34 protein-coding genes and 1 tRNA gene are annotated in these 19053 nt (G+C 62.5%); 14 read left to right on the top strand and 21 right to left on the bottom strand.

Annotated elements, in window-relative coordinates; all coding sequences use genetic code 11:
* Nucleotides 1-16: 16 nt before the first annotated feature.
* The 16 genes from EX20_RS06965 to EX20_RS30415 all read right to left on the bottom strand — a co-directional run bounded on the left by EX20_RS06965 (nucleotide 17) and on the right by EX20_RS30415 (nucleotide 7206).
* Entirely contained in the window at nucleotides 17-262 is a 246-nt protein-coding gene (locus EX20_RS06965) for a hypothetical protein (RefSeq protein ID WP_034193070.1), read from the bottom strand.
* Nucleotides 259-573, bottom strand: coding sequence for a hypothetical protein (locus EX20_RS31765; RefSeq protein ID WP_131929091.1), 315 nt, complete (start codon nucleotides 571-573; stop codon nucleotides 259-261). Before EX20_RS31765 ends, EX20_RS06965 begins: the two co-directional genes overlap by 4 nt.
* Complete coding sequence (locus tag EX20_RS06955; protein WP_034193068.1) at nucleotides 558-1031, bottom strand: nuclease domain-containing protein; 474 nt, start codon at nucleotides 1029-1031, stop codon at nucleotides 558-560. Before EX20_RS06955 ends, EX20_RS31765 begins: the two co-directional genes overlap by 16 nt.
* Nucleotides 1028-1282, bottom strand: coding sequence for a hypothetical protein (locus EX20_RS06950; protein ID WP_034193067.1), 255 nt, complete (start codon nucleotides 1280-1282; stop codon nucleotides 1028-1030). The genes EX20_RS06955 and EX20_RS06950 overlap by 4 nt, the downstream gene beginning before the upstream one ends.
* Nucleotides 1279-1635 carry a DUF4406 domain-containing protein gene (locus tag EX20_RS06945; protein ID WP_034193066.1) on the bottom strand — a complete coding sequence of 119 codons (357 nt, stop codon included), beginning with the start codon at nucleotides 1633-1635 and terminating at the stop codon, nucleotides 1279-1281. Before EX20_RS06945 ends, EX20_RS06950 begins: the two co-directional genes overlap by 4 nt.
* Nucleotides 1632-1979, bottom strand: coding sequence for a winged helix-turn-helix domain-containing protein (locus EX20_RS06940; protein WP_034193065.1), 348 nt, complete (start codon nucleotides 1977-1979; stop codon nucleotides 1632-1634). Before EX20_RS06940 ends, EX20_RS06945 begins: the two co-directional genes overlap by 4 nt.
* Entirely contained in the window at nucleotides 1979-2554 is a 576-nt protein-coding gene (locus EX20_RS06935; protein ID WP_034193064.1) for a PDDEXK family nuclease, read from the bottom strand. Before EX20_RS06935 ends, EX20_RS06940 begins: the two co-directional genes overlap by 1 nt.
* Entirely contained in the window at nucleotides 2551-3543 is a 993-nt protein-coding gene (locus tag EX20_RS06930; RefSeq protein WP_034193180.1) for a helix-turn-helix domain-containing protein, read from the bottom strand. Before EX20_RS06930 ends, EX20_RS06935 begins: the two co-directional genes overlap by 4 nt.
* An 11-nt stretch (nucleotides 3544-3554) precedes the next feature.
* Entirely contained in the window at nucleotides 3555-4376 is an 822-nt protein-coding gene (locus EX20_RS06925) for a ParB/RepB/Spo0J family partition protein (protein WP_034193063.1), read from the bottom strand.
* 10 nt (nucleotides 4377-4386) lie between these two features.
* Nucleotides 4387-4563, bottom strand: coding sequence for a hypothetical protein (locus EX20_RS31760; RefSeq protein ID WP_155623503.1), 177 nt, complete (start codon nucleotides 4561-4563; stop codon nucleotides 4387-4389).
* A complete protein-coding gene (locus EX20_RS06920; protein ID WP_034193062.1) occupies nucleotides 4560-5255 on the bottom strand; it encodes a phage antirepressor KilAC domain-containing protein in 696 nt (231 codons plus the stop codon). The genes EX20_RS31760 and EX20_RS06920 overlap by 4 nt, the downstream gene beginning before the upstream one ends.
* Nucleotides 5256-5702 (bottom strand): phage regulatory CII family protein, encoded by a 447-nt coding sequence (locus tag EX20_RS06915; protein ID WP_034193061.1) that lies wholly within the window; start codon nucleotides 5700-5702, stop codon nucleotides 5256-5258.
* A 131-nt stretch (nucleotides 5703-5833) separates the two neighbouring features.
* Nucleotides 5834-6001, bottom strand: a complete 168-nt coding sequence (locus EX20_RS31755) for a hypothetical protein (protein WP_156126942.1) — start codon at nucleotides 5999-6001, stop codon at nucleotides 5834-5836.
* A 1-nt stretch (nucleotide 6002) separates the two neighbouring features.
* Nucleotides 6003-6233 (bottom strand): hypothetical protein, encoded by a 231-nt coding sequence (locus tag EX20_RS06910; protein ID WP_034193060.1) that lies wholly within the window; start codon nucleotides 6231-6233, stop codon nucleotides 6003-6005.
* Between the two features lie 226 nt (nucleotides 6234-6459).
* Nucleotides 6460-6729 (bottom strand): hypothetical protein, encoded by a 270-nt coding sequence (locus EX20_RS31750; protein WP_131929090.1) that lies wholly within the window; start codon nucleotides 6727-6729, stop codon nucleotides 6460-6462.
* A gap of 180 nt (nucleotides 6730-6909) precedes the next feature.
* Complete coding sequence (locus EX20_RS30415; RefSeq protein ID WP_072465449.1) at nucleotides 6910-7206, bottom strand: transcriptional regulator; 297 nt, start codon at nucleotides 7204-7206, stop codon at nucleotides 6910-6912.
* A gap of 107 nt (nucleotides 7207-7313) precedes the next feature.
* Between EX20_RS30415 and EX20_RS31745 the strand changes: the two genes are divergently transcribed.
* The 14 genes from EX20_RS31745 to EX20_RS06825 all read left to right on the top strand — a co-directional run bounded on the left by EX20_RS31745 (nucleotide 7314) and on the right by EX20_RS06825 (nucleotide 16784).
* A complete protein-coding gene (locus EX20_RS31745) occupies nucleotides 7314-7988 on the top strand; it encodes a LexA family protein (RefSeq protein ID WP_165927446.1) in 675 nt (224 codons plus the stop codon).
* A gap of 35 nt (nucleotides 7989-8023) precedes the next feature.
* Complete coding sequence (locus EX20_RS06890; RefSeq protein ID WP_131929088.1) at nucleotides 8024-8710, top strand: hypothetical protein; 687 nt, start codon at nucleotides 8024-8026, stop codon at nucleotides 8708-8710.
* Nucleotides 8711-8919: 209 nt separating this feature from the next.
* Nucleotides 8920-9180: an acyl carrier protein gene (gene acpP, locus EX20_RS06885; RefSeq protein ID WP_034193056.1), complete on the top strand. Its 261-nt coding sequence runs from the start codon at nucleotides 8920-8922 to the stop codon at nucleotides 9178-9180.
* A gap of 803 nt (nucleotides 9181-9983) precedes the next feature.
* Nucleotides 9984-10781: a hypothetical protein gene (locus tag EX20_RS32470; protein WP_072465448.1), complete on the top strand. Its 798-nt coding sequence runs from the start codon at nucleotides 9984-9986 to the stop codon at nucleotides 10779-10781.
* 51 nt (nucleotides 10782-10832) lie between these two features.
* A complete protein-coding gene (locus tag EX20_RS06865) occupies nucleotides 10833-11180 on the top strand; it encodes a hypothetical protein (protein ID WP_072465447.1) in 348 nt (115 codons plus the stop codon).
* Entirely contained in the window at nucleotides 11177-11932 is a 756-nt protein-coding gene (locus tag EX20_RS06860) for a hypothetical protein (protein ID WP_034193054.1), read from the top strand. Before EX20_RS06865 ends, EX20_RS06860 begins: the two co-directional genes overlap by 4 nt.
* A 10-nt stretch (nucleotides 11933-11942) precedes the next feature.
* Entirely contained in the window at nucleotides 11943-13355 is a 1413-nt protein-coding gene (locus tag EX20_RS32770; protein WP_231572245.1) for a LysM peptidoglycan-binding domain-containing protein, read from the top strand.
* Nucleotides 13345-13764, top strand: a complete 420-nt coding sequence (locus tag EX20_RS29850; RefSeq protein ID WP_051974400.1) for a hypothetical protein — start codon at nucleotides 13345-13347, stop codon at nucleotides 13762-13764. Before EX20_RS32770 ends, EX20_RS29850 begins: the two co-directional genes overlap by 11 nt.
* Nucleotides 13761-13997, top strand: a complete 237-nt coding sequence (locus EX20_RS30385; protein ID WP_197063145.1) for a hypothetical protein — start codon at nucleotides 13761-13763, stop codon at nucleotides 13995-13997. Before EX20_RS29850 ends, EX20_RS30385 begins: the two co-directional genes overlap by 4 nt.
* 211 nt (nucleotides 13998-14208) lie before the next feature.
* Nucleotides 14209-14460, top strand: coding sequence for a hypothetical protein (locus EX20_RS06845; protein WP_034193052.1), 252 nt, complete (start codon nucleotides 14209-14211; stop codon nucleotides 14458-14460).
* Nucleotides 14457-14789: a hypothetical protein gene (locus EX20_RS06840; protein WP_034193051.1), complete on the top strand. Its 333-nt coding sequence runs from the start codon at nucleotides 14457-14459 to the stop codon at nucleotides 14787-14789. The genes EX20_RS06845 and EX20_RS06840 overlap by 4 nt, the downstream gene beginning before the upstream one ends.
* Complete coding sequence (locus tag EX20_RS06835) at nucleotides 14786-15421, top strand: hypothetical protein (protein WP_034193050.1); 636 nt, start codon at nucleotides 14786-14788, stop codon at nucleotides 15419-15421. The genes EX20_RS06840 and EX20_RS06835 overlap by 4 nt, the downstream gene beginning before the upstream one ends.
* On the top strand, nucleotides 15418-15666 hold the full coding sequence (locus tag EX20_RS06830; RefSeq protein WP_051974399.1) for a DUF4224 domain-containing protein: 249 nt from the start codon (nucleotides 15418-15420) through the stop codon (nucleotides 15664-15666). Before EX20_RS06835 ends, EX20_RS06830 begins: the two co-directional genes overlap by 4 nt.
* Nucleotides 15663-16784 carry a site-specific integrase gene (locus tag EX20_RS06825; RefSeq protein ID WP_034193049.1) on the top strand — a complete coding sequence of 374 codons (1122 nt, stop codon included), beginning with the start codon at nucleotides 15663-15665 and terminating at the stop codon, nucleotides 16782-16784. The genes EX20_RS06830 and EX20_RS06825 overlap by 4 nt, the downstream gene beginning before the upstream one ends.
* Before the next feature lie 126 nt (nucleotides 16785-16910).
* Here EX20_RS06825 and EX20_RS06820 read toward each other — a convergent pair.
* The 5 genes from EX20_RS06820 to EX20_RS06800 form a co-directional block, all read right to left on the bottom strand.
* A tRNA-His gene (locus EX20_RS06820) sits at nucleotides 16911-16986 on the bottom strand.
* Between the two features lie 59 nt (nucleotides 16987-17045).
* Nucleotides 17046-18032 carry a tRNA dihydrouridine(20/20a) synthase DusA gene (gene dusA, locus EX20_RS06815; protein ID WP_034193048.1) on the bottom strand — a complete coding sequence of 329 codons (987 nt, stop codon included), beginning with the start codon at nucleotides 18030-18032 and terminating at the stop codon, nucleotides 17046-17048.
* 136 nt (nucleotides 18033-18168) lie between these two features.
* Nucleotides 18169-18423: a hypothetical protein gene (locus EX20_RS06810; protein ID WP_034193047.1), complete on the bottom strand. Its 255-nt coding sequence runs from the start codon at nucleotides 18421-18423 to the stop codon at nucleotides 18169-18171.
* Nucleotides 18424-18478: 55 nt separating this feature from the next.
* Nucleotides 18479-18676, bottom strand: coding sequence for a hypothetical protein (locus EX20_RS06805; RefSeq protein ID WP_011884695.1), 198 nt, complete (start codon nucleotides 18674-18676; stop codon nucleotides 18479-18481).
* Between the two features lie 143 nt (nucleotides 18677-18819).
* A complete protein-coding gene (locus tag EX20_RS06800) occupies nucleotides 18820-19035 on the bottom strand; it encodes a TOBE domain-containing protein (protein ID WP_006400187.1) in 216 nt (71 codons plus the stop codon).
* Nucleotides 19036-19053 lie beyond the last annotated feature (18 nt).

Here is a 19053-nt window from a genome sequence, read left to right as displayed (position 1 = left end):
TTTTGCCTGCGGGACGTCAGAACACGACCGTGAAGTTGATCCCGTAATACGACAGCCACTCGACCAACTGCCATCTGATCGCCTGCAGTCGCGGGAATGGAAACTCGATCTGCTGCGGCTTTTCCGGCTCACTCTGGCCGATGAGCGGGCAGCCTTCGAACGCGATGAGTGTCGCGCCCGTTAGGCTGTCGATGCGTTGCGCGCTCGTTTCACGCAGATGAGTCGGCACGTCGGCGATGTCGATGTATGCAAATGCGGTCACGCGTTTTCCTCCACATTCCATTCAAGGTCGCCGCTCGCGAGAAACGGCGCGAGGGTCTTTGCATTCCAGTTCACCGGCACCTCAACCGGATATGTGCCGTCCGGATTCCATGCATGCGGCGCCGCCTGATCTCGGTACTTGTCCGGCACGATCACATCTGCGTAGATCCATGCCGGCACTGGCTTCGATGGAATCCCCTGACGAACCGGGCCGCGCAAGCGAACCGCACGGCATTCAAACGTCGCCCAATTCGCGCGGTAGTGGCGCCAGTGGCGCACGGCCGGTAGAGCCATCTTCACGACAAGTCGCACGCTTCCTCCTCAATTCCCATCTTCCGGGCGCGCACCTGCACCCATTCTTCAAATGCCAGATCCCACACGTCGAACTTGACCTGCCTCGGCGTGCCGACGCGGTTCTGATCGATCCATGCGTGGCACCGCATGCAGCCCGGAACCGTGAATTCGTTTTTCGCCTTCAAGTTGCCAGCCTTGCCGTGGCGCCCTTGATTTGAATGGCACGGCACAACCGTCTCGTCGAGCGGATTGAGCCGGCAGACGCCCGGCACGCGGAGATAGCACGGCTCGCCGCGACAGGCGGCCAGATACTTCGCGCCCTCGGCGACGGTGGGCTTCTTGATCCGGCTCTTGATCGCGGTCCGGCGCTCGAGCGTCGCGCGCGACGCCAGGCTACTGAACGGCGAATTCGTCTTGCGCTTAAAGCCGGTCGACTTCAGCGGCGTCTTGCGCTGCAGCGGTGCAGATCGCTTCAAGCTGTCACCTCGTCGCACCGCTGCTCGTGCTCGATCTCCGGCTCGCCGCGCAGCGGCGTCAAGCACTCGTCGCAAATACCCGTGATCTTGTACGAGCGGCCCGCATGCCAAAGCCAGATTGGCCCCTCTATCGTCCAGACCGCCTGCTCGTCGGCGGTCGTAACGCGCACGATGCGGCCGAGCACTTTCTTCTCGATCGCCGTGCGCGCGCCGCGGGTCACGATAGCCAGATCACCCGGGTTGCAGTTCATGCCGCCTCCATCCGCTCGATCGCGTCCGAGCTCAACACTGGAAATTCGCCCGCGAGGCCGACCAGGTGATGCGCGTGGTACACACGCAGGCCGAGACCGCGCGCCACCACGTGCCCGACGTTCGCTCCACGGGATCGCTCCCAGCCCGGCAGCAGCGCGATACCGTCGCAGTCGACCAGTTGCTTGATGTCAGCTCGCATGCATGAGAGCCAGTCGGCACCCGAATTCGCATTGATCTCAGCCGGGTTCACGATTCGGAAGCCCAGGCCGCGCAGGCGGGATGCCTCGGCATTGAATGCCGGGAAGTTCAGCTCCGGATACCCGCTCATCGGGCCGGCGAGATAGAGCCTCATGCCGCAACCCTGCCGACGTCGACCATTGCTCGCATCGCAGGAATCACGACGCTGAATGCATCGTCGAATGCCGCCCGACGTTGAAGCGTCGCCGCATAAGCCGGCGTTACCTTCCAGTCGGCAGATGACGGAAAGGGCTTGCCGGTAAGGCGATAGGTGAAGCCATCCTTCCGCCGGGCGCCCTGCTTGACGTATCCCAGCTCGACGAGCCTCCTCACCGGCTTCTTGATCGTCTCGATGTTCGCATCGAGCTTGTTCGCGATCGTCGCCATGGAGATCTCCGGATTGTCGCGAAGACATTCGCAGATGCGGCGCGACGTGAAGCCCATCTTTCCCTCGGCCATCAGAATTCCTCCACTTGCCAGCCGCCGCCGGCCTTCTTCGGTTTTGCCATCACGGCGATGAATCGCACCGGATACTGGTCGGCCGCGATCTTGATCTTCGCCCGCGCGTCGTCTTGCCAATGCCCCTTGACCTCGTGCGCCTCGAGCTGGCCGTCGGCGAGCATCACGGCGAAGTCGGGCGTGTAGAACGTGTTGTCGGCCAGGCGGAACTTGATGCCCTCGAACCGGAACCACGCGACCTCGCCAGTGCGCTTGCGGCTTTCGAGGTGATCCGCATAGCGCTTCTCGGTCTGGTTCATCGCGCCGGCCTTGAGCCGTCCGAGCGCCTGCATGCGTGCCTTCGGGTTGTCTGCCGCCTTCTTCGATCGGTAGGACGGCGTCATCACCGGCGATGCATCGACGCCCTCGCTGATGTCGTCGAACCCCGCATCGACCGGTGGCCGATTGCCAGTCGCGTCGAAGATCTCGCGCTGCGCCGTCGCCATTGCCCGACGGGAGTCGTCGCGTACGCGCGCCGTGCCGACCGTCGTCGTGCCGGCGTCGATGCGCATCGGCCAGGGTGTTCGCTTCGTCATGCAGCCTCACGCTGCGCGATCTGGTCGCGCGGAATATCGTTGAGGTACGCGTACAGGTGCTCGCCGCGCTCTTCGCTCTCGCGGCTGACCGCGGCGAGCAGATGCTCCATCCACGGCCCAGGGCCGAGCGTCTTGCAGACCTTCGCCTTGAACTGCTCGAAGTACTGGAACCGCGCTACATCGATGCCCAGCCGTTTGCCCTGGTCGCGCCAGCCAGCCTCGGTTCCCCACCATCCGTCAGCGGCACCGCCAGCCGCGCCCGCAGCGTCGGCAGCCTTCGCCTCCCAGATCCCCGTCCAGCCGCGGAGCACAGACTCGTCGATCGCGTCGACAACGCTCATGCCCCGACCGTGGATCTGCTCGAGCTTCTTCAGCGACACGCGGGCCGCCGGACGCGTCCAAGGGATTCCGCTCTTGCCGGTCGTCTTCGCCTCGCGGTGCTCGCACCATGCGTCCCATGCCTCGAACGGGAGCCAGTCCGGAAGTTCGAGGTTCAGAAGTTCGGCATGCAACGCAACTCGCGGCGCACGCCGCGCGGGTTGATGGTTCTCTGACGGTTCTTTGGTGGTTCCTGATGATTCGGGTGCAAAAGCTTTGCACCCTTTAGCGCTGTGTTTTGCACCCTTTACGTCGTCAGTTGCGCCCTTTGTGTCGTCGTTTGCACCCTTTCCATTCGGTGCAGTTTTTGCGCCCTTTGAACCCGCCGAAATGGGTGCAAGTTCTGCGCCGTTTATCCATTCTTGGCTGATCCGATACTCGCGGCAGTTGCCGCGGCCCCCCTTTGCCTGACCGACAAGAATGAGCCAGCCGGTCTGCTGCATGCGCCGGAGTTGGTACTGAACAGCCCGTGGCGACTGGCGCGTCTTCTTGGCCAGCGTCTCCACGCTCGGATAGATATGCGAGCCGTCGTCATGCGCGTGATCGGCGAGCGCAAGCGCGAGAATCATTTCGCCGCCGCCATCTGGGTAGCGCTCGAATACGGCGTTCATCACCTTGACGCTCACTCTGCGGCCCCTCCGGGGACTTGCGCGTCGAGGCCAAGCACCCACCGCAGCGCAGCAGCCACGTCGCCGGTCGCTGCCGCCAGCGCAGTCTCGACTTGCTTGCGCGAGCGCATGCGTGGAGCTGAATCGCCCTCGACGACAGCACGCTGCGCACGGGAGCGTGCATGGCCCGTCTTGCCCTCACCTGCTTCGACGAGTTCCGCGACCTTCTCACGCTGCTCGCTGGGTTCCAGCTTGGCGAGCTTTCGGGCATGCGTGACGTTGATCTGGCCTGCATCCACGGCTTTCTGTACCGCCTCGCAGCAGTCGAGAAGTGCAACCGTCGCCCGCACGGTCTGGACGTTGCAGCCGAACAGGACCGCCACGTCAGCCTCGCTGCGCATCCGCAGCTGGCGCGCCATCTTCGCGGCCGTGGAGAGCGGCGTCTCCTGCTGACGAATTGCGTTCTCGCTGGCGATAGCAGCCGACAACACCGACGCGCGATCGCCGCGCGGGATGCGTCGGACAATCCCCGGCACTGTAATGGGCGGTTCCCCGCGATCGACCAGTCGCCGATTCGCTTCTCGGGCTGCCTTCACGCGCTGCCGCCCGGTGACGACCTGTACCTCGCCAGTTTCCGGGTCTTTCGTCACCTCGATCGGCTGAATCACGCCCTGAAACATGATGTTGCGAACCATGTTCTCGTCGACCGGCCAGTGGACGCGCTCGTCGAAGAGCGGGTGCGCCGGATCGGTCACGAGCACCAGCGTGCCCGGATCAAAGTCGAGCACATTGCCCTTCCCTTTCGCACCGTAGGCGTCGATGGAGTTCTTTGCCATGCGAGGCTCCTCAGTGGCCGCACGGCACAGAGCCGTCGAGAGTTTCACGAGCCCCGCACGACAGGCACATGCGCGGGAACATCGGGTGATGGCTGGCGTCGCGCACGATGCGCTTCATCTCTTCGGCCTGCGCCGGCGCCATACGCTCGTCGACAACCTGCGCCTGACGGTTCTGTTCGGTATTCATGCTGCTTGCTCCGGTTGCTGGCCGTAGCGGCGCTGCAGGTAGACCTGCCCGCGGCCCGTGACCAGCGTCTTGAAGGTGGGATGCGACTCTTTCTCGGCGTCTATCCAGACGCTCTCGACCATGCGGAAGTAACCGCGGTCGATGTAGTGCTGATACGGCCGGTTGTCGGCCATCAGGAGGTGGTCGGCGCGCAGTTGGCGGAAAAGCCGGTTCTGGCCGATGCCGAGAACGCGCGCCATATCGCCGATGCTGATTGCGTCCGTCGTGTTGCGGACCGCATGCGCGAACTCGACGGCCGGCTTCTGCTGCTCGATCTGCCGGCGCTGCGCGTCAATCCGCTCTTGCTGATCCGCGGCCAGGCGTAGAGCATCCGCGAACGTCTGCGGCACGGCCGGCGACGCGTTTGCTGCATACAGCTCGAGCTCCTGCCAGCGATCGACCAGGCGCGCGGTGAATTCCGGCGACAACTGCGCGACGATTACGTAGCTGTCGCGCTTGCCGACCTGATACTCCCTGATCGTCTTGGGCCCGAGGCCCGGGTTGGACACTTCCACCAACGGCGGAAGTGTCACGACACCCCGGTCGGCCAGTCGCTCGATGGTGCGCATTACGCTGTCGTGGCGGGATTCCACGAGATCCGCAATCTCCCGGCTCGACATCGTCAGCACCGCGGCTTGCAGGATCGCGCCCATTTACTGGTCCTCCGCCATGCCTTCGATACGGCTGACGAGGCCGAGCAGCACCTGGAAGTGCTTCCACGTGCGCTCTTGGATGCGAACCACTTCGTGCCGCTCGACGCGGTTGTCCTCGAACGTGCGGATGATCTCCTTGCCGATCTCGCCGTTCGTCTCCCAGGTTTTCGCCATCAGCTCGACGATCTCGCCGTCCGAGCAGTTTTCCGGCGACGGGATCTTGACCAGCGCGTAACCGCGCTCGCGCGCCCACGTTTCGAGAATCCGGTCGTCGTCCGTCTTCTCCGTCATGTCAACGGCGTTCTTGAGCGTCAGGTGGTGCGTCTCGTTGTTCGTGTTGACTTTGTTGCGCAGAACCTGAGCCGACATCCCGAGACGCGGTGCGAGCGATTCGCAGCCGCCGGGGTAGTCGAGCGCAACCGAATGTGCCGCATCTAGGATGTTCACTAATAGCTCCAATAAAACGTGTTAATTCGTGATGAGGACTACTAAAGTGCAGTCAAAGATGTTCAGGGAGAGAAAAATGAAACGACCGTGCAACCCGGCGGGTGCTGCTCGCGCCATCGCGGCGCCCGCCGTCACTTCTCTGCTGCTGCTTGCGGCGTTGCAGCCGCTTTCAGTGCCTCAAACTGCTGCGTCAGGTTCTGGCGAGCCTGCTGCAGTTCGTCCGGAAACCGAGACCCGCGAACCGCTATCGCACACAGGGCCTCGCGAATCTGCTTCTGCTCAGCCGCGGTGAGCGCCATGTCACGCAGCCTCTGCCGTCGGCACGTAATGCTTGATGAAGCCCTTCATCGGCGTCCGCCGGGCCGGCTGGTCATAGAACGTGCGCGTCGAGAGCGTCTCGTCAGCGCCAGGCGTTCCGAGATCAACGTGAAAAGCCTTCGGATTCTCGGCGGCGATCCGCTCGATCACCTGATCGAGGTTGCCGTCGACGACTGCTCGCTGGAGCATTTTTTGATGGTGCGGAAGGTGCATCTGCACTCCTTTTTCAGTGAAATGGTGGGGTCTCTCGCCCGTGGCAGAATCAGGTTTCCACGCCGCGAATCAACCTTCGAACTGAAACCCCATGAAACCGCTTTGGCGCGACCGATACGTACAGGACAACTACGGCCAACCGATTTGCACTCAGCACGCCCTACTCGCACCGCTTCGCGATGCGCTCAGCTCGCTTCGGCGAGTCGAGCATTGGGCTATCAAAGCCTTATTCACGACCGCTCTTTCGATCGTTGCCGCATTCTTCACAGCCCGAGCCACCAAGCAGGAAGATCCGACCCAAGTCCGCGACATAAAGGAACTTCACGCCCGCGTGTCGCTCCTCGAGTCGCGCTTGAAGCTCCTCGAAGTCGAAGCGAGCAAGCCAGTCGGGATCAACGCCAATCACGACCGTGTCGCCGGGGCGCAAAACTAATCCACGCTGAACGGTCAAGCGAACCAGCAGCCGGCGTCGAAACCATGAAAGGAAGCGCTTCATGATGGGAGAGCCTCCTTCTCGTCCGGCGTCCCTGCCGGGGGTGACGCGTCAACTGCATCTGGGCCTTTTGGAGTAGAAATTCGCCAGATGACCCCACCCTGCCGCGCTCCAGCGAGCGCGGCAGAATCCAAGGCCGGCCGGATCAGCCACAAGACGAAACGGGCATACAGGGTCTTCATGTCAGGCTCCTTCTTTCTTGTCCGGCATACCTACTGGCGGTTGGGTGTCGTCGGATGCGTCAGTGCTCGATGGGTCGGTGAGTTCAGGCCAAATTACGGCCCAGTCATCGGGGCGAAGCATCTGGCGTGTGACGGCGCCGCCTGTAATAGCTTCGACGCGCGCACAATGTTCGATTGGCACCTTTCTCCCCGGCAGCTTCCATTGATGGACTGCGCCCTTCGTTACGCCGAGTTGCCGCGCCAGCGCCTCGTAACTACCTGCGATGGATGCCGCAGTCTCGATCGGGTGTTTGCACATTGGGTCAGAAGGCCATGAATAATTGTTCGAGCAAGTATAGATTTGCTAGACCTGAAAGTAAAGAATACATAGACCAAAGCCGTGTAGATTTCCTATACGCTCCCCGCATGGAACTGAAAGATTGGATCCGCGCGTCCAGAAGTGGCGCAAAGCTCACCCAAGAGCAGCTAGGCGAGCGGCTCGGGGTAACGAAAGGAAACGTATCGGCATGGGAGAACGGCCGGCACGAGCCAAGCTATGCCCAGCTTCAGCAGATCGCGGAAATAACCGGCGCAACGCTGCCGCACGACACGTCGCGTGAAACGAAAGGTTCCTCAGAATCCACTTACAATATCCCGACCGCAGGGGATAATTTTGTAATGGGGCCAGACCTTAAGCCAAGGCTGTACCCCGAAATATCGTGGGTGCAAGCAGGGATGTGGACTGAGCTGTGTGAGAACTTCGTGCCGGATGAGAGTACCGCCTGGCATCAATGCCATATCGACCTCGGCCCCTGCGGCTTCGTTGTAGCAGTGCGGGGTCCCTCGATGACTGCGCCAGCCGGCGTATCCCCATCATTTCCAGACGGCATAAAGCTATTCGTAAGCCCGAGCGCTGAGGTGCTGCCGGGTAAGTTTGTTGTCGCGCTGCGAGACGGAAAGGCGACGTTCAAGAAGCTTTCACTTATCGACGGCGACCTCTACCTCGAGGCAATCAATCCAGACTGGCCGGAGCGATATACAAAGCTTGGCGATGGGGATCACTTCGCAGGAGTGGTGCGTCACGCAGGATTTGATGTGTAGCAATTGAAAAATTATCAATCACCGAGGGGTGGAAAGTGAAGAGGTCCATCTTGATGGCTATTGCTGCGGCTTTTGCCATCGGAAACGCACACGCGCAGGCTCAATACAAAAACAAAAAGGCCCACCAGCCAACCAATATCGCAAAGCCGGCACCGGTCGCTACGCCAACTGGACCATCTGGATTCGGGGCCATCAAGATCGGCATGACGCAAGAATCGCTGGAGAAGCTCAAGGCGGCCGATGGCGTCTACCTGGTTGGGCCTTTCGTGCCGCACGAATCAAGCGCGCCGAATCGCAACACGGGCGAATCGCTCTATACGGCTGTGATAGCGACTCCATTTGACCGTGAGCCGAGGGAGGCGTCATTCACATTCGTGGGCGGCGCTCTCACCGGATTCTTAATAAAGCTCGACGATACTTCATTCGCGCAAGCCAAGTCTCAGTTGGTGGACAAGTTTGGGCCCGGCAAGCCGAATAATGATCAGCATGAAGAGCAATGCGTTTACGGGAATGGCGCGGCCTTCAAGGTCACATGGGGGACCGTCGCAGCCGACTGGGATCAGCGCGTATCGGATACCGAGCGAATCACCAGCAGCGCCTCAGAACTCACGCTGGACTCGTGCCCGCCGCGACTGGATATGCCGCACATTAAAGCCATAACATCGAACCACATCAGCATCAGGCTGGTGAAGGCCGATCCGTCCAAGCCGAATCTGTTCTAACCCTCTCGCCCGCACATCTAAGCCCGCCTTGAGCGGGCTTTTTTGCGCCCACGCCCACCCGCCATCCTATCGGGCATCAAGTTTTTCTTGACCTTGATTGTCTAGTTTTTCTATACTTCACTCCAACGCAGCACCCCTCGCTGCGCCACCGCCCCAGCGGAAGGCGATGCGTACCCATGAGGGCTGTGACCACCAACTAGGAGAATGAAGTGAGCGACGCCCAAGCAACCACCGAGCACCGAGTCAAGACGATCATCCGCGAGCAGCTCTGCATTAGCGATCCCGCGGTCGACAACGGCGCTTCGCTCCAGACCGACCTGGGCGCCGACTCCCTCGACATCGTCGAGATGACCATGACGCTCGAAGACGAATTCGGCTTCGAGATCCCTGACAGCAAAATGCTCCAGCTCACCACGGTTCAGTCGGTCATCGACTATTGCGCCGCCAATGCTGGAAAGGTGCCGGCATGAGCGAGCTCATCTGTGCAGCATTTGCCCTGTCGGTGACGGCGATCGCCGTTCACGTTCATTCGATTCGCCAGGCTTATCGCGATCACTGGAGGCGCTGAAATGATGGAGCAACATCGGATTGCGCAGTATGGGCGTGGCTGGATCGACGCGATGCGCGGCCGACCGCCGCGGTCGCAGAGCCTCTCCTACTCCCTTGGCTATCTCGACGCGAAACGGTGACCTCATGGCGCTCGTGAAAATCTGGATCGGCGCGGCAATCGCCATAGCAATCTTCCTCGCATATGGATCGGTGGTGTCGGAGCACGAGGAAAAAGTCGCGCGCTGCAAGGTGCGTCACTGCGTTTAATCCCGAAAGTTCTCACCTTTCATATTCCGATCCGTAGGATCAGGACTCCTTAAAGGATTGTTCATGGCCCGCTGCCACGTCCGATGCCGCCACTGCAATACGCGCCGCTGCCTCAGGCGTCCGATTGATCAGTATTACCGCGTCCCAGCCTGCGCAGTATGCGGACGCCGCACCTGGCGCGCAGATCGCTGGATGAACCGACGCGATACGACGAGGTGCCGTTGCGACTGCTCTGGATACTGGTTTCCGCATCGGCGCGGCTCACTGTTTTGTTGGCACAGGGCGGACGGCACCAGTCGCCACCCCGGTGATGCGGATTTCGCGGACAGGAACTACGACGGCCTCGCGGCCTAACCACTCCTTCAGGCGTCGCGCAAGCATTTCGGCCCTCGGATAGCGCGACGAGCTTTGGTGGGCGGCCTGTATGGCGCCCGCTTTTTTCTGATTTGAGGATGCGATGAGCACGAAAATCGAACGCGTCGAACACGCAAACAACCTTATCCGTGCGATCGCATCACACGGCCGGCGCTTCTTCTATCACGCTGACGGCGACCGTTACGCGAAGCTCGAATTGGATGCACGCGGCCGCGTATGGTTTGTCGACGATTACACGCAGAAGCGTGTCTACACGCACGACACCCGCGGACGCTGGCGCGGCTTCACGCACGGCGGCACGCTGCGCAGCCTGGTCGAGCGCATGCGCGACTACATCACGACCGGCTGGCCATTGCCCCGCGGCGTGATCGCACCGCCATATTTGGGTGGAGACGCGGACGGCAACGTATGGGGTTACGAGCGCGAGGCGGCGGCGGCTGTGCGCGAAGCCGCGTTCGCTTTGCCGATCATGGCACCGCCGCCGCGGCCGAGCGATGCATCGCGCGACTACTACGTCATCAGCGTGCACCACACGATGCGGCACCACCGCTTCATCACTCTGTGGTGCCCCGACGATACCGGCTACTGCTACCGGACCACACGAGCCGGCAAATACCGAGGCGAGGCGATTCGCGCAAAGCTGGGCTACTACAACAGCGGCTGCGCAAACATCGCCGTGCCCGTCGATGTGATCGACCCGCTCACCGTCATGACGACGCCCGCAGACTGCCTCGACGGCCCGGACGGCCCCGCATTACTCAACACGCGCGCCAACTGGAAGGCGCTCATCGCGAACGTCATCGCCCGGCCCGAATACCAGATCGAGCCTCAGTTCCCAGGCGCACGCCGAACGGCAGAAGAACGCCGCCATGCCGCCTGACGTAGCCGATTTCCTGCCATTGAGGCTTGATCTACTGATTTAGAGGATGCGATGAGCAACATCTACCGCACGCACTTCGTGAGCCGTTGCCCGAACAATCGACAGCTGATCTCGTATCTCCTCGAGATAGACACGGACGAAATGATCCACGTCGAGCACATCACGACGGCGACGGCCATGCATGAGAGCGGCTATCACGAGGCGATCGCAGACGATTTGTTCAAGCGCTTCGGTGGCCGGCAAATCTTGAAGGCGCACCATCACGGTGTCGACATCGAAACGCGTCGTGGATTCGAACCCGAGCCATGCGGCCGCCTGACGGAGCGTGTGCAGATCGGCAAGACCGTCTATGAAAAGGGCGTCGAAGCAATCCACGCTATCAGGGCGGCGTCGCGATGATCCATTACCACGGCACGCCGATTACGCCTGCGACGGCCGCAGCCCGCGCTCTGTCTGGAGGGCATGCGTTCGTTTCGTTCCAGCATCCCGAACAACTCGGACTCGCACTCGATGTCGCTCAGACGTTTGCGGTCGACAACGGTGCATTCTCGGCATGGCGGAGTGGTTCCCCGGTTTCAGATTGGAAGCCGTATTACGCATGGGTTGGAGAACTGAACCGTTACCCGTCGTTCGACTTCGCGGTGATCCCGGACGTGATCGATGGGGACGAGCAGGCGAATGACGCATTGCACTCCGAGTGGCCGTGGCGCGAAACCGCGCCGTGGGTTGGTGCGCCGGTATGGCATCTGCACGAGAGCCTGGAGCGCCTAGAGCGGCTGGCTTTTGCGTGGCCGCGGGTATGCCTCGGCAGCTCAGGTGAATACGCCACCGTCGGCACGTCTGCCTGGTATCGGCGCATGGCCGAAGCAATGGACGTGCTGTGCGACAAACACGGTCGGCCGATCTGCAAAATCCACGGCCTGCGCATGCTCAATCCCGACGTCTTCACGCGCTTCCCGTTCGCGAGCGCTGACAGCACGAACATCGGCCAGAACGTCGGCATCGACAGCAAGTGGCGCGGCACATACACACCCCCGACGAAAGAGGCTCGCGCGCTCGTGTTGCGTGAGCGGATCGAATCCCATCAGTCGCCGACGTTCTGGGTGCGCGAACACGCAGGCATCCAGGCCGATCTTGAGCTAACCACCTGAGGACCACACCATGACCACCGACAACGAAAAAGGCCCGCTCAACCAAATGGAGAGCGGGCAAGAAAAAAGATCAGCATCCGAGGCACGAGCGCTGTCCGAAATAGTTAACGGCACGCCGAGCGAGAACCTTTGCCGACGTGGGAGCCCCGCTACCGAACAGGCGAGCGAAACAACAGCGCAGCAGCCGCGCACGTACACCACGCAACCCGCCGAGTCCGTCATGGGCATCGCGTTGCGCCAGTGCGGCAACGAAATGGAGTGGCGGCACATCCTCGCATGCAATCCGGAATTCGCTCGCATGCTACCGCACGAGTATTTCCCGGTCGGCACGGTCCTGAATCTGCCGCCGCATCCGGCCGCCGCATCCCCTGTCGAGCAGCCAGAAAAAAGCCTCGCTCCAGAGGGAGGGAGCGAGGCAAGAGGCCGGTGGATACAAGCGAATTGCCCCACCGGCGACATTATCGAATCCCCATCTCCCTCGAACAATAGGGAATTCCCGACTTCAATGTCCGAGAGCGATTGCGAGCATCGGATTGTTCTTGCGCCTTCGCAACCCGCAGCAGCGCCGATCGAATACCGCTACGAAGGCGGCACGCATTGGTGCGACCTCGGCCCGGCCGAACGCATGCGCCCGGACTTCAAGGGCGTCTATCGCCTCAAGGCTGGCACGTTCCCGGTATGGGCTGGCGAACCCGCACCCTCGCCGGCGGACGAGCGGGCGGCGTTCGGGGAGGAGTGGATGCTTGTCAAGCGCGCGCGGATCGAGGAGATCAAACGGTACACCTACCCGAAGTTCGAAGAATCGTACCAAGGTCGCGGGCTGTATGACGAAGACGCAGTGCGTCGAAACGCCAATCTTGGCGAAGAAATGCTCACCAATATCCAGTCCGAGTTGGAATGGATCGACGAAGACACAAAGAACTTCGAGGCGGAGCGCGCCGCATCTGCCACCGAGACGGGGGCTGAAGGTGCTGACGCACTAGCGCACGAAGTATGGTCGGCGGCGCAGCGGGCGGCGTTCGAATGGCCGCTGCTCCCACTGCTGCCCGAGACGGTCATCACGACGGCCGACGGCGAAGCAGTCTTCACTGCGCACCAGATGCAGGGATACGCAAACGCCTATGGCGAAATGGTTCGTGCCCGCGCCGCATCTGCCAGCGCGACGGGGGCGGAAGGGGCGTTGATCGAACGGTTGAAGCTGCTGCTGAGTGGTGACGCGGCATTCTGCAAAACCATTGTGGCGCGCTCAGCCATCGAGCAGGCAATCGCCATCCTATCCCGCCCACCCGCGCAGGCAGACGCTCGGGTCGGGCTGACGGACGAGCAGCGCAAGGCGATCAAATGGGCCGCACGGGCCACATCGAACCTCGCAACACGCGAGGCGCTCATGGCCCTTCTCCAAGGAGTCAACCATGCCGAATGACAACGTGCTGATGATCTCGCGCGCGCTTCTTCAAGATCTTTTCGACGACGTATCCGACTACGCGTGCTCCCGCGAATTCAGAGCGAAAGAGAAGGCATGGCGCGACGATCTATTGGCACGCGTACGATCACTCCTCACCACTTACCCGGGAGCGCCGGAGATGTTCAACGCCCATCCGGGCCAGTCGGAGCCGCGCGCCGAGGTGACGGCCGCCGCGGCGGATAAGCGGGATGCGGAACGGTATCGGTATTTGCGTTCGCGTCCGGAGTCGGTAGAGCCAGACCGCATTGACGTTGTGTATTGGAGTGCTCTGGATGAATCCGCGAATGAAGGCGAAGGGCTACGAGGCGATGCGCTGGACGAAGCGATCGACGCCGCCCTCGCGCAACGACAGGGAGAAGGATCTTGAGCGAACTGAAAGTAGGCCAAATCTGGCGCGAGGTCGATCCTCGGTTCAATCGTCATGTCGAGGTTATGGAAATCCACAAGGGCGAAATCAAATCCGTTCTGATCTGCAACATCGACCCGATGACGAACCAGCGCGGCCGGAAGACGTGGGCAAGCAAAGGACGCTTCAACGATAAGCATGGCGGCTACGAGATTTGGCGCCGCGCCCCTGCTAGTGATAAGGAGGGATCGTGAGCGACCATTGCAACTGCCTTGCTTGCATCTGCGAGCGCGGCGACATGATCGACCTGTTCCCGCGCGAGTGCTGCGAAATGATCCTTTGCTTAGTCTGCGGTAACAAGCGCTGCCCGCACGCAACTGACCATCGTCACGCCTGTACTGGCAGCAACGAGCCAGGGCAACCTGGAAGCGTCTACGGCACTCCTGCTAGTGGGGGAGAACGGAAATGACCAAATACGAAAAACTCGACGCGATGATTTTCGCGTCAATCGGCCATGTGCCGAAGAGATTCGTCTCCATCAACGCCGGCCCAGTCCGAATCGAAAGCGAGCGGATTGCCAAAGACGATGCGACGCCGCGCACCCGCGGGGAGGTTGTCGGCTGGCGCATCGTCGATCGTCGCCTCCAGGCCCTGCGCAAAGCCGGCAAGATCAGGGCGACAGGAAAAGGATGGGTGCGCGCGGGAGAGGAATCATGACCAACCGCCGCATCAACGGCACTGCCGTGCTCGAAGTCCTGCGCACCGGCACGCACACCGCGCGCGAGATCGCAATCAAGCTCCGGTCATCGCCCGCTGTCGTGCAGTGCTTCCTCGACACCCTGTTCTACGCCGGCCGCATCCGCATCGATCGGCATGCGCAGGGCGACACGGCGTACGAGGTGACGCCGGCCGCAGTGCCGCGCGCGCCACTCGACACACCGGCCGCCGGCCCGCGCCTCGCACCCAACCTGCAATCCACGCTCGCCGGCTACGATCGAGAGATCAGCCGCCGTGTCGAGCTCGCTATGACCACGAGGGGAAAATGAAGGAACGCCCGATCCTATTCAGCGGCCCGATGGTGCGCGCCATCCTCGAAGGCCGGAAGACGCAGACGCGTCGCGTCGCCAAAGAATTCGCTGGTCGAGATGACCTCGACGCGATTCTGGGCCGCTTCCCGAACCAGCGGGGATGTCCGCACGGCGAGCCCGGCGATCGGCTCTGGGTGCGCGAGGCATTCCGCCTCACCAGTGATTTCGACGGAGATAATCCGACACGCGTTGGCGAGCGTTGCCTGGACGCCGGATACCGGGCGCCATGGGCGCCGGTGCGCTATGAAGTCGACGGCGCGGAACGGGACTGGCGATGGGTTGGCACTCCGCCGGGACACGAGGTAACAGCCGGCCGCGCTCGGGCTTCAATGCACATGCCGCGCTGGGCGTCACGCATCACGCTGGAAATCACGCGCGTGCGCGCCGAGCGCCTGCAGACCATCAGCTGGGACGACGCCATCGCGGAGGGCATCAAGGATCCGCGGCGCGCCGCCGTCCGCATCGATCCGATCGATGGCACCGTCGCGCAGTTCCGGCAGCTGTGGGACAGCCTCAACGCCTCGCGCGGCCACGGCTGGGATGCAAACCCGTGGGTATGGGTTGTCGAGTTCAGGAAGGTCGAATCATGAGCCTCTACCTCACTACGCTGGAACTCGCAGAGCTGGTCGGCTGCAAGCCGCGCAGCCACGCCTGCATGAAGCGCTGGCTCGAGCGCAATCACTGGCCGTTCGCGGTCAACATCGCCGGCGTGCCGCTCGTCGCGCGCGAGTACTACGACGCACGCATGACCGGCACGGCCCCGCCGGCCGCGCACCCGCGCCACTCCCGCGCGGCCGCAGAACAAGAACCGAATTTCGACGCACTCGCAGCATGATCGGACGACGCAAGCGACCGGACGGATTGCCGTTCCGGCTCTACGCCCACTACGGGAAGCACAAGGTCAGCTTCGGCTACAAGCTGCCCAATGGCCGCTGGGCGTTCCGCCTGTCGGCGCCGGCGCACAACAAGGAAGCGCTCGCCGAGATCCGCAAGCAGGCGATCGAGCGCGCGGAGGCGCTCAACGGCAACGCGATCGAACCCGGTACGGTCGAGGCGCTCGTCGCGCGGTACTTCGAATGGCAGGATGGATTGCCGCACACCGACGAGCGCCGCAAGGCCCAGTCCACCCTGGACGAGAACCGCGTCGAGTCGAAGCGCCTGGTCAAGGTCTTCGGGAAGATGGCGCCGGCCGCGATCAAGCCGAAGCACGTGTACGGATACCTCGACAAACGTGCGCAGCTCGGCGCGCCGGCGAAGGCGAACAAGGAAATCGCCCTCCTGTCCGCGATCCTCGAATACGGCCGGCGCCGCGGCGAGCTCGAAACGAACCCGTGTCGCGGCATCGAGTACAACCCGACGCGGCCGCGCCAGCGGTACGTGCGTCAGGACGAGATCGATCTGGCCGTGGAAGTCGCGCGGTCGCGCAGGAGCGTCGGTGACCAGCACCCGAGTTCTGCGTACCTCATCCTCGCGCTATGCGTGAAGGCCGCCTACCTGACCGTCAGCCGACCAACCGAGATGCGCGAGCTGCACCGCCAGAGTATCCGGCCCGAAGGCGTCGAGGTGCCGATCGGCAAACGCAAGGCCGGCGAGCAGCAGCGCGTGAAGCTCGTGCTGTGGTCGCCCGAGCTGAAGGCGGTGATCGACGAAGCGCTCGCGCTGCAGCGCACGTCGAGTGTCCATGTCTTCGGCAACACGGCCGGCCAGGTGTACACCCGCAGCGGCTGGAACACGAACTGGTCGCGGCTGATGGGCTATTGCGAGAAGGAAGCGCAGGCGCGCGGCGTGGAGTTCGAACGATTCGCGCTGCGCGACATGCGTCCGGCGGCCGTCACGGACCGGCAGGAGGAAGGTGACGACCGGATCATCGACGCGACCGGCCATGCGGATGAACGCATGGTGAGAAAGACATACGACCGCCGGCGACAAAGAAAAGTGCGCGCGACGCGCTGACGCCGGAAATAAAAAAACCCGCTCAATGGCGGGTTTTCTTTTCGGAAGATCTTCCAAAATTTGGAATCTCATCTTCCAAAACTTGTAACTCGATCGATTAATCGCGCTGCAAGTCTTTGAATTTGTTGGGGTGGCTGATGGGACTCGAACCCACGACAACAGGAATCACAATCCTGGACTCTACCAACTGAGCTACAGCCACCACTGATACTGCTTTGCGTCTTCGCTGTTTCGTTTCGTGTTCAGCAGCGAAGAACAAGATTATACGAACACTTTTCCATCTTGCAAAGCATTTTTTTCAAAATTTTCGATAGCGTCGTTCAGATGCGTGCGCGCCTCGTCGAACACGCTCAGATCGCCGCGCGCGAGCTTCTTGTTGTCCGACAGCACGCGCCGCCAGCCACGTGCGCCCGCGACACCGCGATACAGCCCGAGCGCGTGCCGGACGATCGCGCCGAGATAGGTGCCGCGCTTCAACTCCGCCGCGCAATATTCGATCAGCTTCGCCTCGGCCTCTTCGCGCGTCGGCGCCGGCGCAGTCGATCCGTAAAAGCGCGCATCGACGCCCGCGAGCACGTACGGGTTGTGATACGCCTCGCGGCCGAGCATCACGCCGTCAACGTGCTCGAGATGCTCCGCCACCTCGTCGAGCGTCTTGATCCCGCCGTTGATCACGATCTCCAGCGCCGGGAAATCGCGCTTCAGCCGATACGCATAGTCGTACTTGAGCGGCGGGATCTCGCGGTTCTCCTTCGGCGACAGCCCTTTCAGGATCGCATTGCGGGCATGCACGATGAACGTGTCGCAGCCTGCCTGCGCAACCGTGCCGACGAAGTCGCGCACAAATGCATAGTCCTCCACTGCGTCGACCCCGATCCGGTGCTTGACCGTCACGGGCACCGACACCGCGTCGCGCATCGCCTTCACGCAGTCGGCGACGAGTTGCGGCTCGTTCATCAGGCACGCACCGAATGCGCCGCGCTGCACGCGCTCGGACGGGCACCCGCAATTCAGGTTGATCTCGTCGTAGCCCCACTGCTCGCCGAGCTTCGCGGCGCGGGCGAGATCGTCCGCTTCGCTGCCGCCGAGTTGCAGGGCGACCGGCGATTCGTTCGGCGTGAACGCGAGATGCCGCTGCGCGTCGCCGAACAGCAGCGCGCCCGTCGTGATCATTTCCGTATACAGCCACGTGTCGCGCGTCAGCGTGCGATGGAACGAGCGGCAATGACGATCGGTCCAGTCGAGCATGGGCGCCACGGAAACGCGGCGGGGAGGAAGCATAGACGGTGCGGACATGGAATTCGGGGCAGCAAGCAGCGCGAAAGGCAACCCGTGATTTTACCGCAACGCGGGCCGCACGGCCGCGCCGGCCACCGTAACGAGGCTACGCGGCCGCGCCGCCGCCAAGTTCGATGTCCACCGCGCGCCGCGCCTCGTCGAGCACGCGCTCGATCACGCGTCGTTCGGTCAGCAGCATCCCGTCGACTTTCACGAGCCGCCAGTCGATCCGCACGACGGCGTCCTGCAGCACGCGGTAGTGCGCGTGCTCGCCGTCCCACACCTGCTCGGTCTTCACCTCGATCTCATAGCCTCGGTACGGCTCGCTGAAATCGCCGAGATCGCTGCCCGTCGGTTCCATCGCTGGCTCCGTCGCGCCACGGCGCCTGGCCGCCGCGGCGGCCGGCGACGCGCGCTCAATCGTATTCGTTGGACAAAACGGATCGGCCGTCGGCGGTCAGATCGACGCGCCCGGCTGCCGCCTGGTAGATCAGCCCTTCGTTCAGCAACGCATACACCACGTCGTCGAACGCGGCGGGCACCGGCCGGCTGTCGCCGAACTGGTCGATCCACTTCAGCGCCTCGATGGCTTCGGGAGAAAGGATGGGGGTCATGCGTTGGCCTCCGGCATCGGTGTCGCTCCATCCTAGCACTTCGTCCGGACGGCGAATACCGAGGCAAACGCGGGCTGAACCCGCCGCCCGCCGCCGCGCGGACGGGCAACCGCCCCACCCGCGCGCCGGCACGGCAAACCGGCTCAGAGGCGCGCGATCGACACCTCGGTCGACTTGACGAGCGCAACGACTTCCGCGCCGACCTTCAGTTCGAGTTCGTCGACCGAGCGCGTGGTGATCACCGACGTGACGATGCCGAACGGCGTCTCGACGTCGACTTCCGACACCACCGGCCCGCGGATGATCTCCTTCACCTTGCCTTTGAACTGGTTACGTACGTTGATTGCAGTGATGCTCATCGGGTAATCGCTCCGAAT

It is taken from the genome of Burkholderia sp. WP42 (genome assembly GCF_000745665.1).
Lineage (GTDB): Bacteria > Pseudomonadota > Gammaproteobacteria > Burkholderiales > Burkholderiaceae > Burkholderia > Burkholderia vietnamiensis.
Note: the sequence above shows the minus strand (reverse complement) of the source record. Positions and strands in the feature narration are given on the sequence as shown.

Coding starts and splice junctions, on each gene's coding strand:
- EX20_RS31755 (WP_156126942.1), bottom strand. CDS start 6,001: ATGGCGCTCACCGCGGCTGAGCAGAAGCAGATTCGCGAGGCCCTGTGT.
- EX20_RS06865 (WP_072465447.1), top strand. CDS start 10,833: ATGAGCAACATCTACCGCACGCACTTCGTGAGCCGTTGCCCGAACAAT.
- EX20_RS06940 (WP_034193065.1), bottom strand. CDS start 1,979: ATGGCCGAGGGAAAGATGGGCTTCACGTCGCGCCGCATCTGCGAATGT.
- EX20_RS31745 (WP_165927446.1), top strand. CDS start 7,314: ATGGAACTGAAAGATTGGATCCGCGCGTCCAGAAGTGGCGCAAAGCTC.
- EX20_RS06910 (WP_034193060.1), bottom strand. CDS start 6,233: ATGCACCTTCCGCACCATCAAAAAATGCTCCAGCGAGCAGTCGTCGAC.
- EX20_RS06810 (WP_034193047.1), bottom strand. CDS start 18,423: ATGGAACCGACGGGCAGCGATCTCGGCGATTTCAGCGAGCCGTACCGA.
- EX20_RS29850 (WP_051974400.1), top strand. CDS start 13,345: ATGCCGAATGACAACGTGCTGATGATCTCGCGCGCGCTTCTTCAAGAT.
- EX20_RS06950 (WP_034193067.1), bottom strand. CDS start 1,282: ATGAACTGCAACCCGGGTGATCTGGCTATCGTGACCCGCGGCGCGCGC.
- EX20_RS06935 (WP_034193064.1), bottom strand. CDS start 2,554: ATGACGAAGCGAACACCCTGGCCGATGCGCATCGACGCCGGCACGACG.
- EX20_RS06920 (WP_034193062.1), bottom strand. CDS start 5,255: ATGGGCGCGATCCTGCAAGCCGCGGTGCTGACGATGTCGAGCCGGGAG.
- EX20_RS06835 (WP_034193050.1), top strand. CDS start 14,786: ATGAAGGAACGCCCGATCCTATTCAGCGGCCCGATGGTGCGCGCCATC.
- EX20_RS06845 (WP_034193052.1), top strand. CDS start 14,209: ATGACCAAATACGAAAAACTCGACGCGATGATTTTCGCGTCAATCGGC.
- EX20_RS31750 (WP_131929090.1), bottom strand. CDS start 6,729: ATGAAGCGCTTCCTTTCATGGTTTCGACGCCGGCTGCTGGTTCGCTTG.
- EX20_RS06805 (WP_011884695.1), bottom strand. CDS start 18,676: ATGACCCCCATCCTTTCTCCCGAAGCCATCGAGGCGCTGAAGTGGATC.
- EX20_RS06925 (WP_034193063.1), bottom strand. CDS start 4,376: ATGGCAAAGAACTCCATCGACGCCTACGGTGCGAAAGGGAAGGGCAAT.
- EX20_RS30415 (WP_072465449.1), bottom strand. CDS start 7,206: ATGTGCAAACACCCGATCGAGACTGCGGCATCCATCGCAGGTAGTTAC.
- EX20_RS32470 (WP_072465448.1), top strand. CDS start 9,984: ATGAGCACGAAAATCGAACGCGTCGAACACGCAAACAACCTTATCCGT.
- EX20_RS06800 (WP_006400187.1), bottom strand. CDS start 19,035: ATGAGCATCACTGCAATCAACGTACGTAACCAGTTCAAAGGCAAGGTG.
- EX20_RS06825 (WP_034193049.1), top strand. CDS start 15,663: ATGATCGGACGACGCAAGCGACCGGACGGATTGCCGTTCCGGCTCTAC.
- EX20_RS06860 (WP_034193054.1), top strand. CDS start 11,177: ATGATCCATTACCACGGCACGCCGATTACGCCTGCGACGGCCGCAGCC.
- EX20_RS06930 (WP_034193180.1), bottom strand. CDS start 3,543: ATGAACGCCGTATTCGAGCGCTACCCAGATGGCGGCGGCGAAATGATT.
- EX20_RS06840 (WP_034193051.1), top strand. CDS start 14,457: ATGACCAACCGCCGCATCAACGGCACTGCCGTGCTCGAAGTCCTGCGC.
- EX20_RS32770 (WP_231572245.1), top strand. CDS start 11,943: ATGACCACCGACAACGAAAAAGGCCCGCTCAACCAAATGGAGAGCGGG.
- EX20_RS31760 (WP_155623503.1), bottom strand. CDS start 4,563: ATGAATACCGAACAGAACCGTCAGGCGCAGGTTGTCGACGAGCGTATG.
- EX20_RS06945 (WP_034193066.1), bottom strand. CDS start 1,635: ATGAGGCTCTATCTCGCCGGCCCGATGAGCGGGTATCCGGAGCTGAAC.
- EX20_RS06830 (WP_051974399.1), top strand. CDS start 15,418: ATGAGCCTCTACCTCACTACGCTGGAACTCGCAGAGCTGGTCGGCTGC.
- dusA (WP_034193048.1), bottom strand. CDS start 18,032: ATGCTCGACTGGACCGATCGTCATTGCCGCTCGTTCCATCGCACGCTG.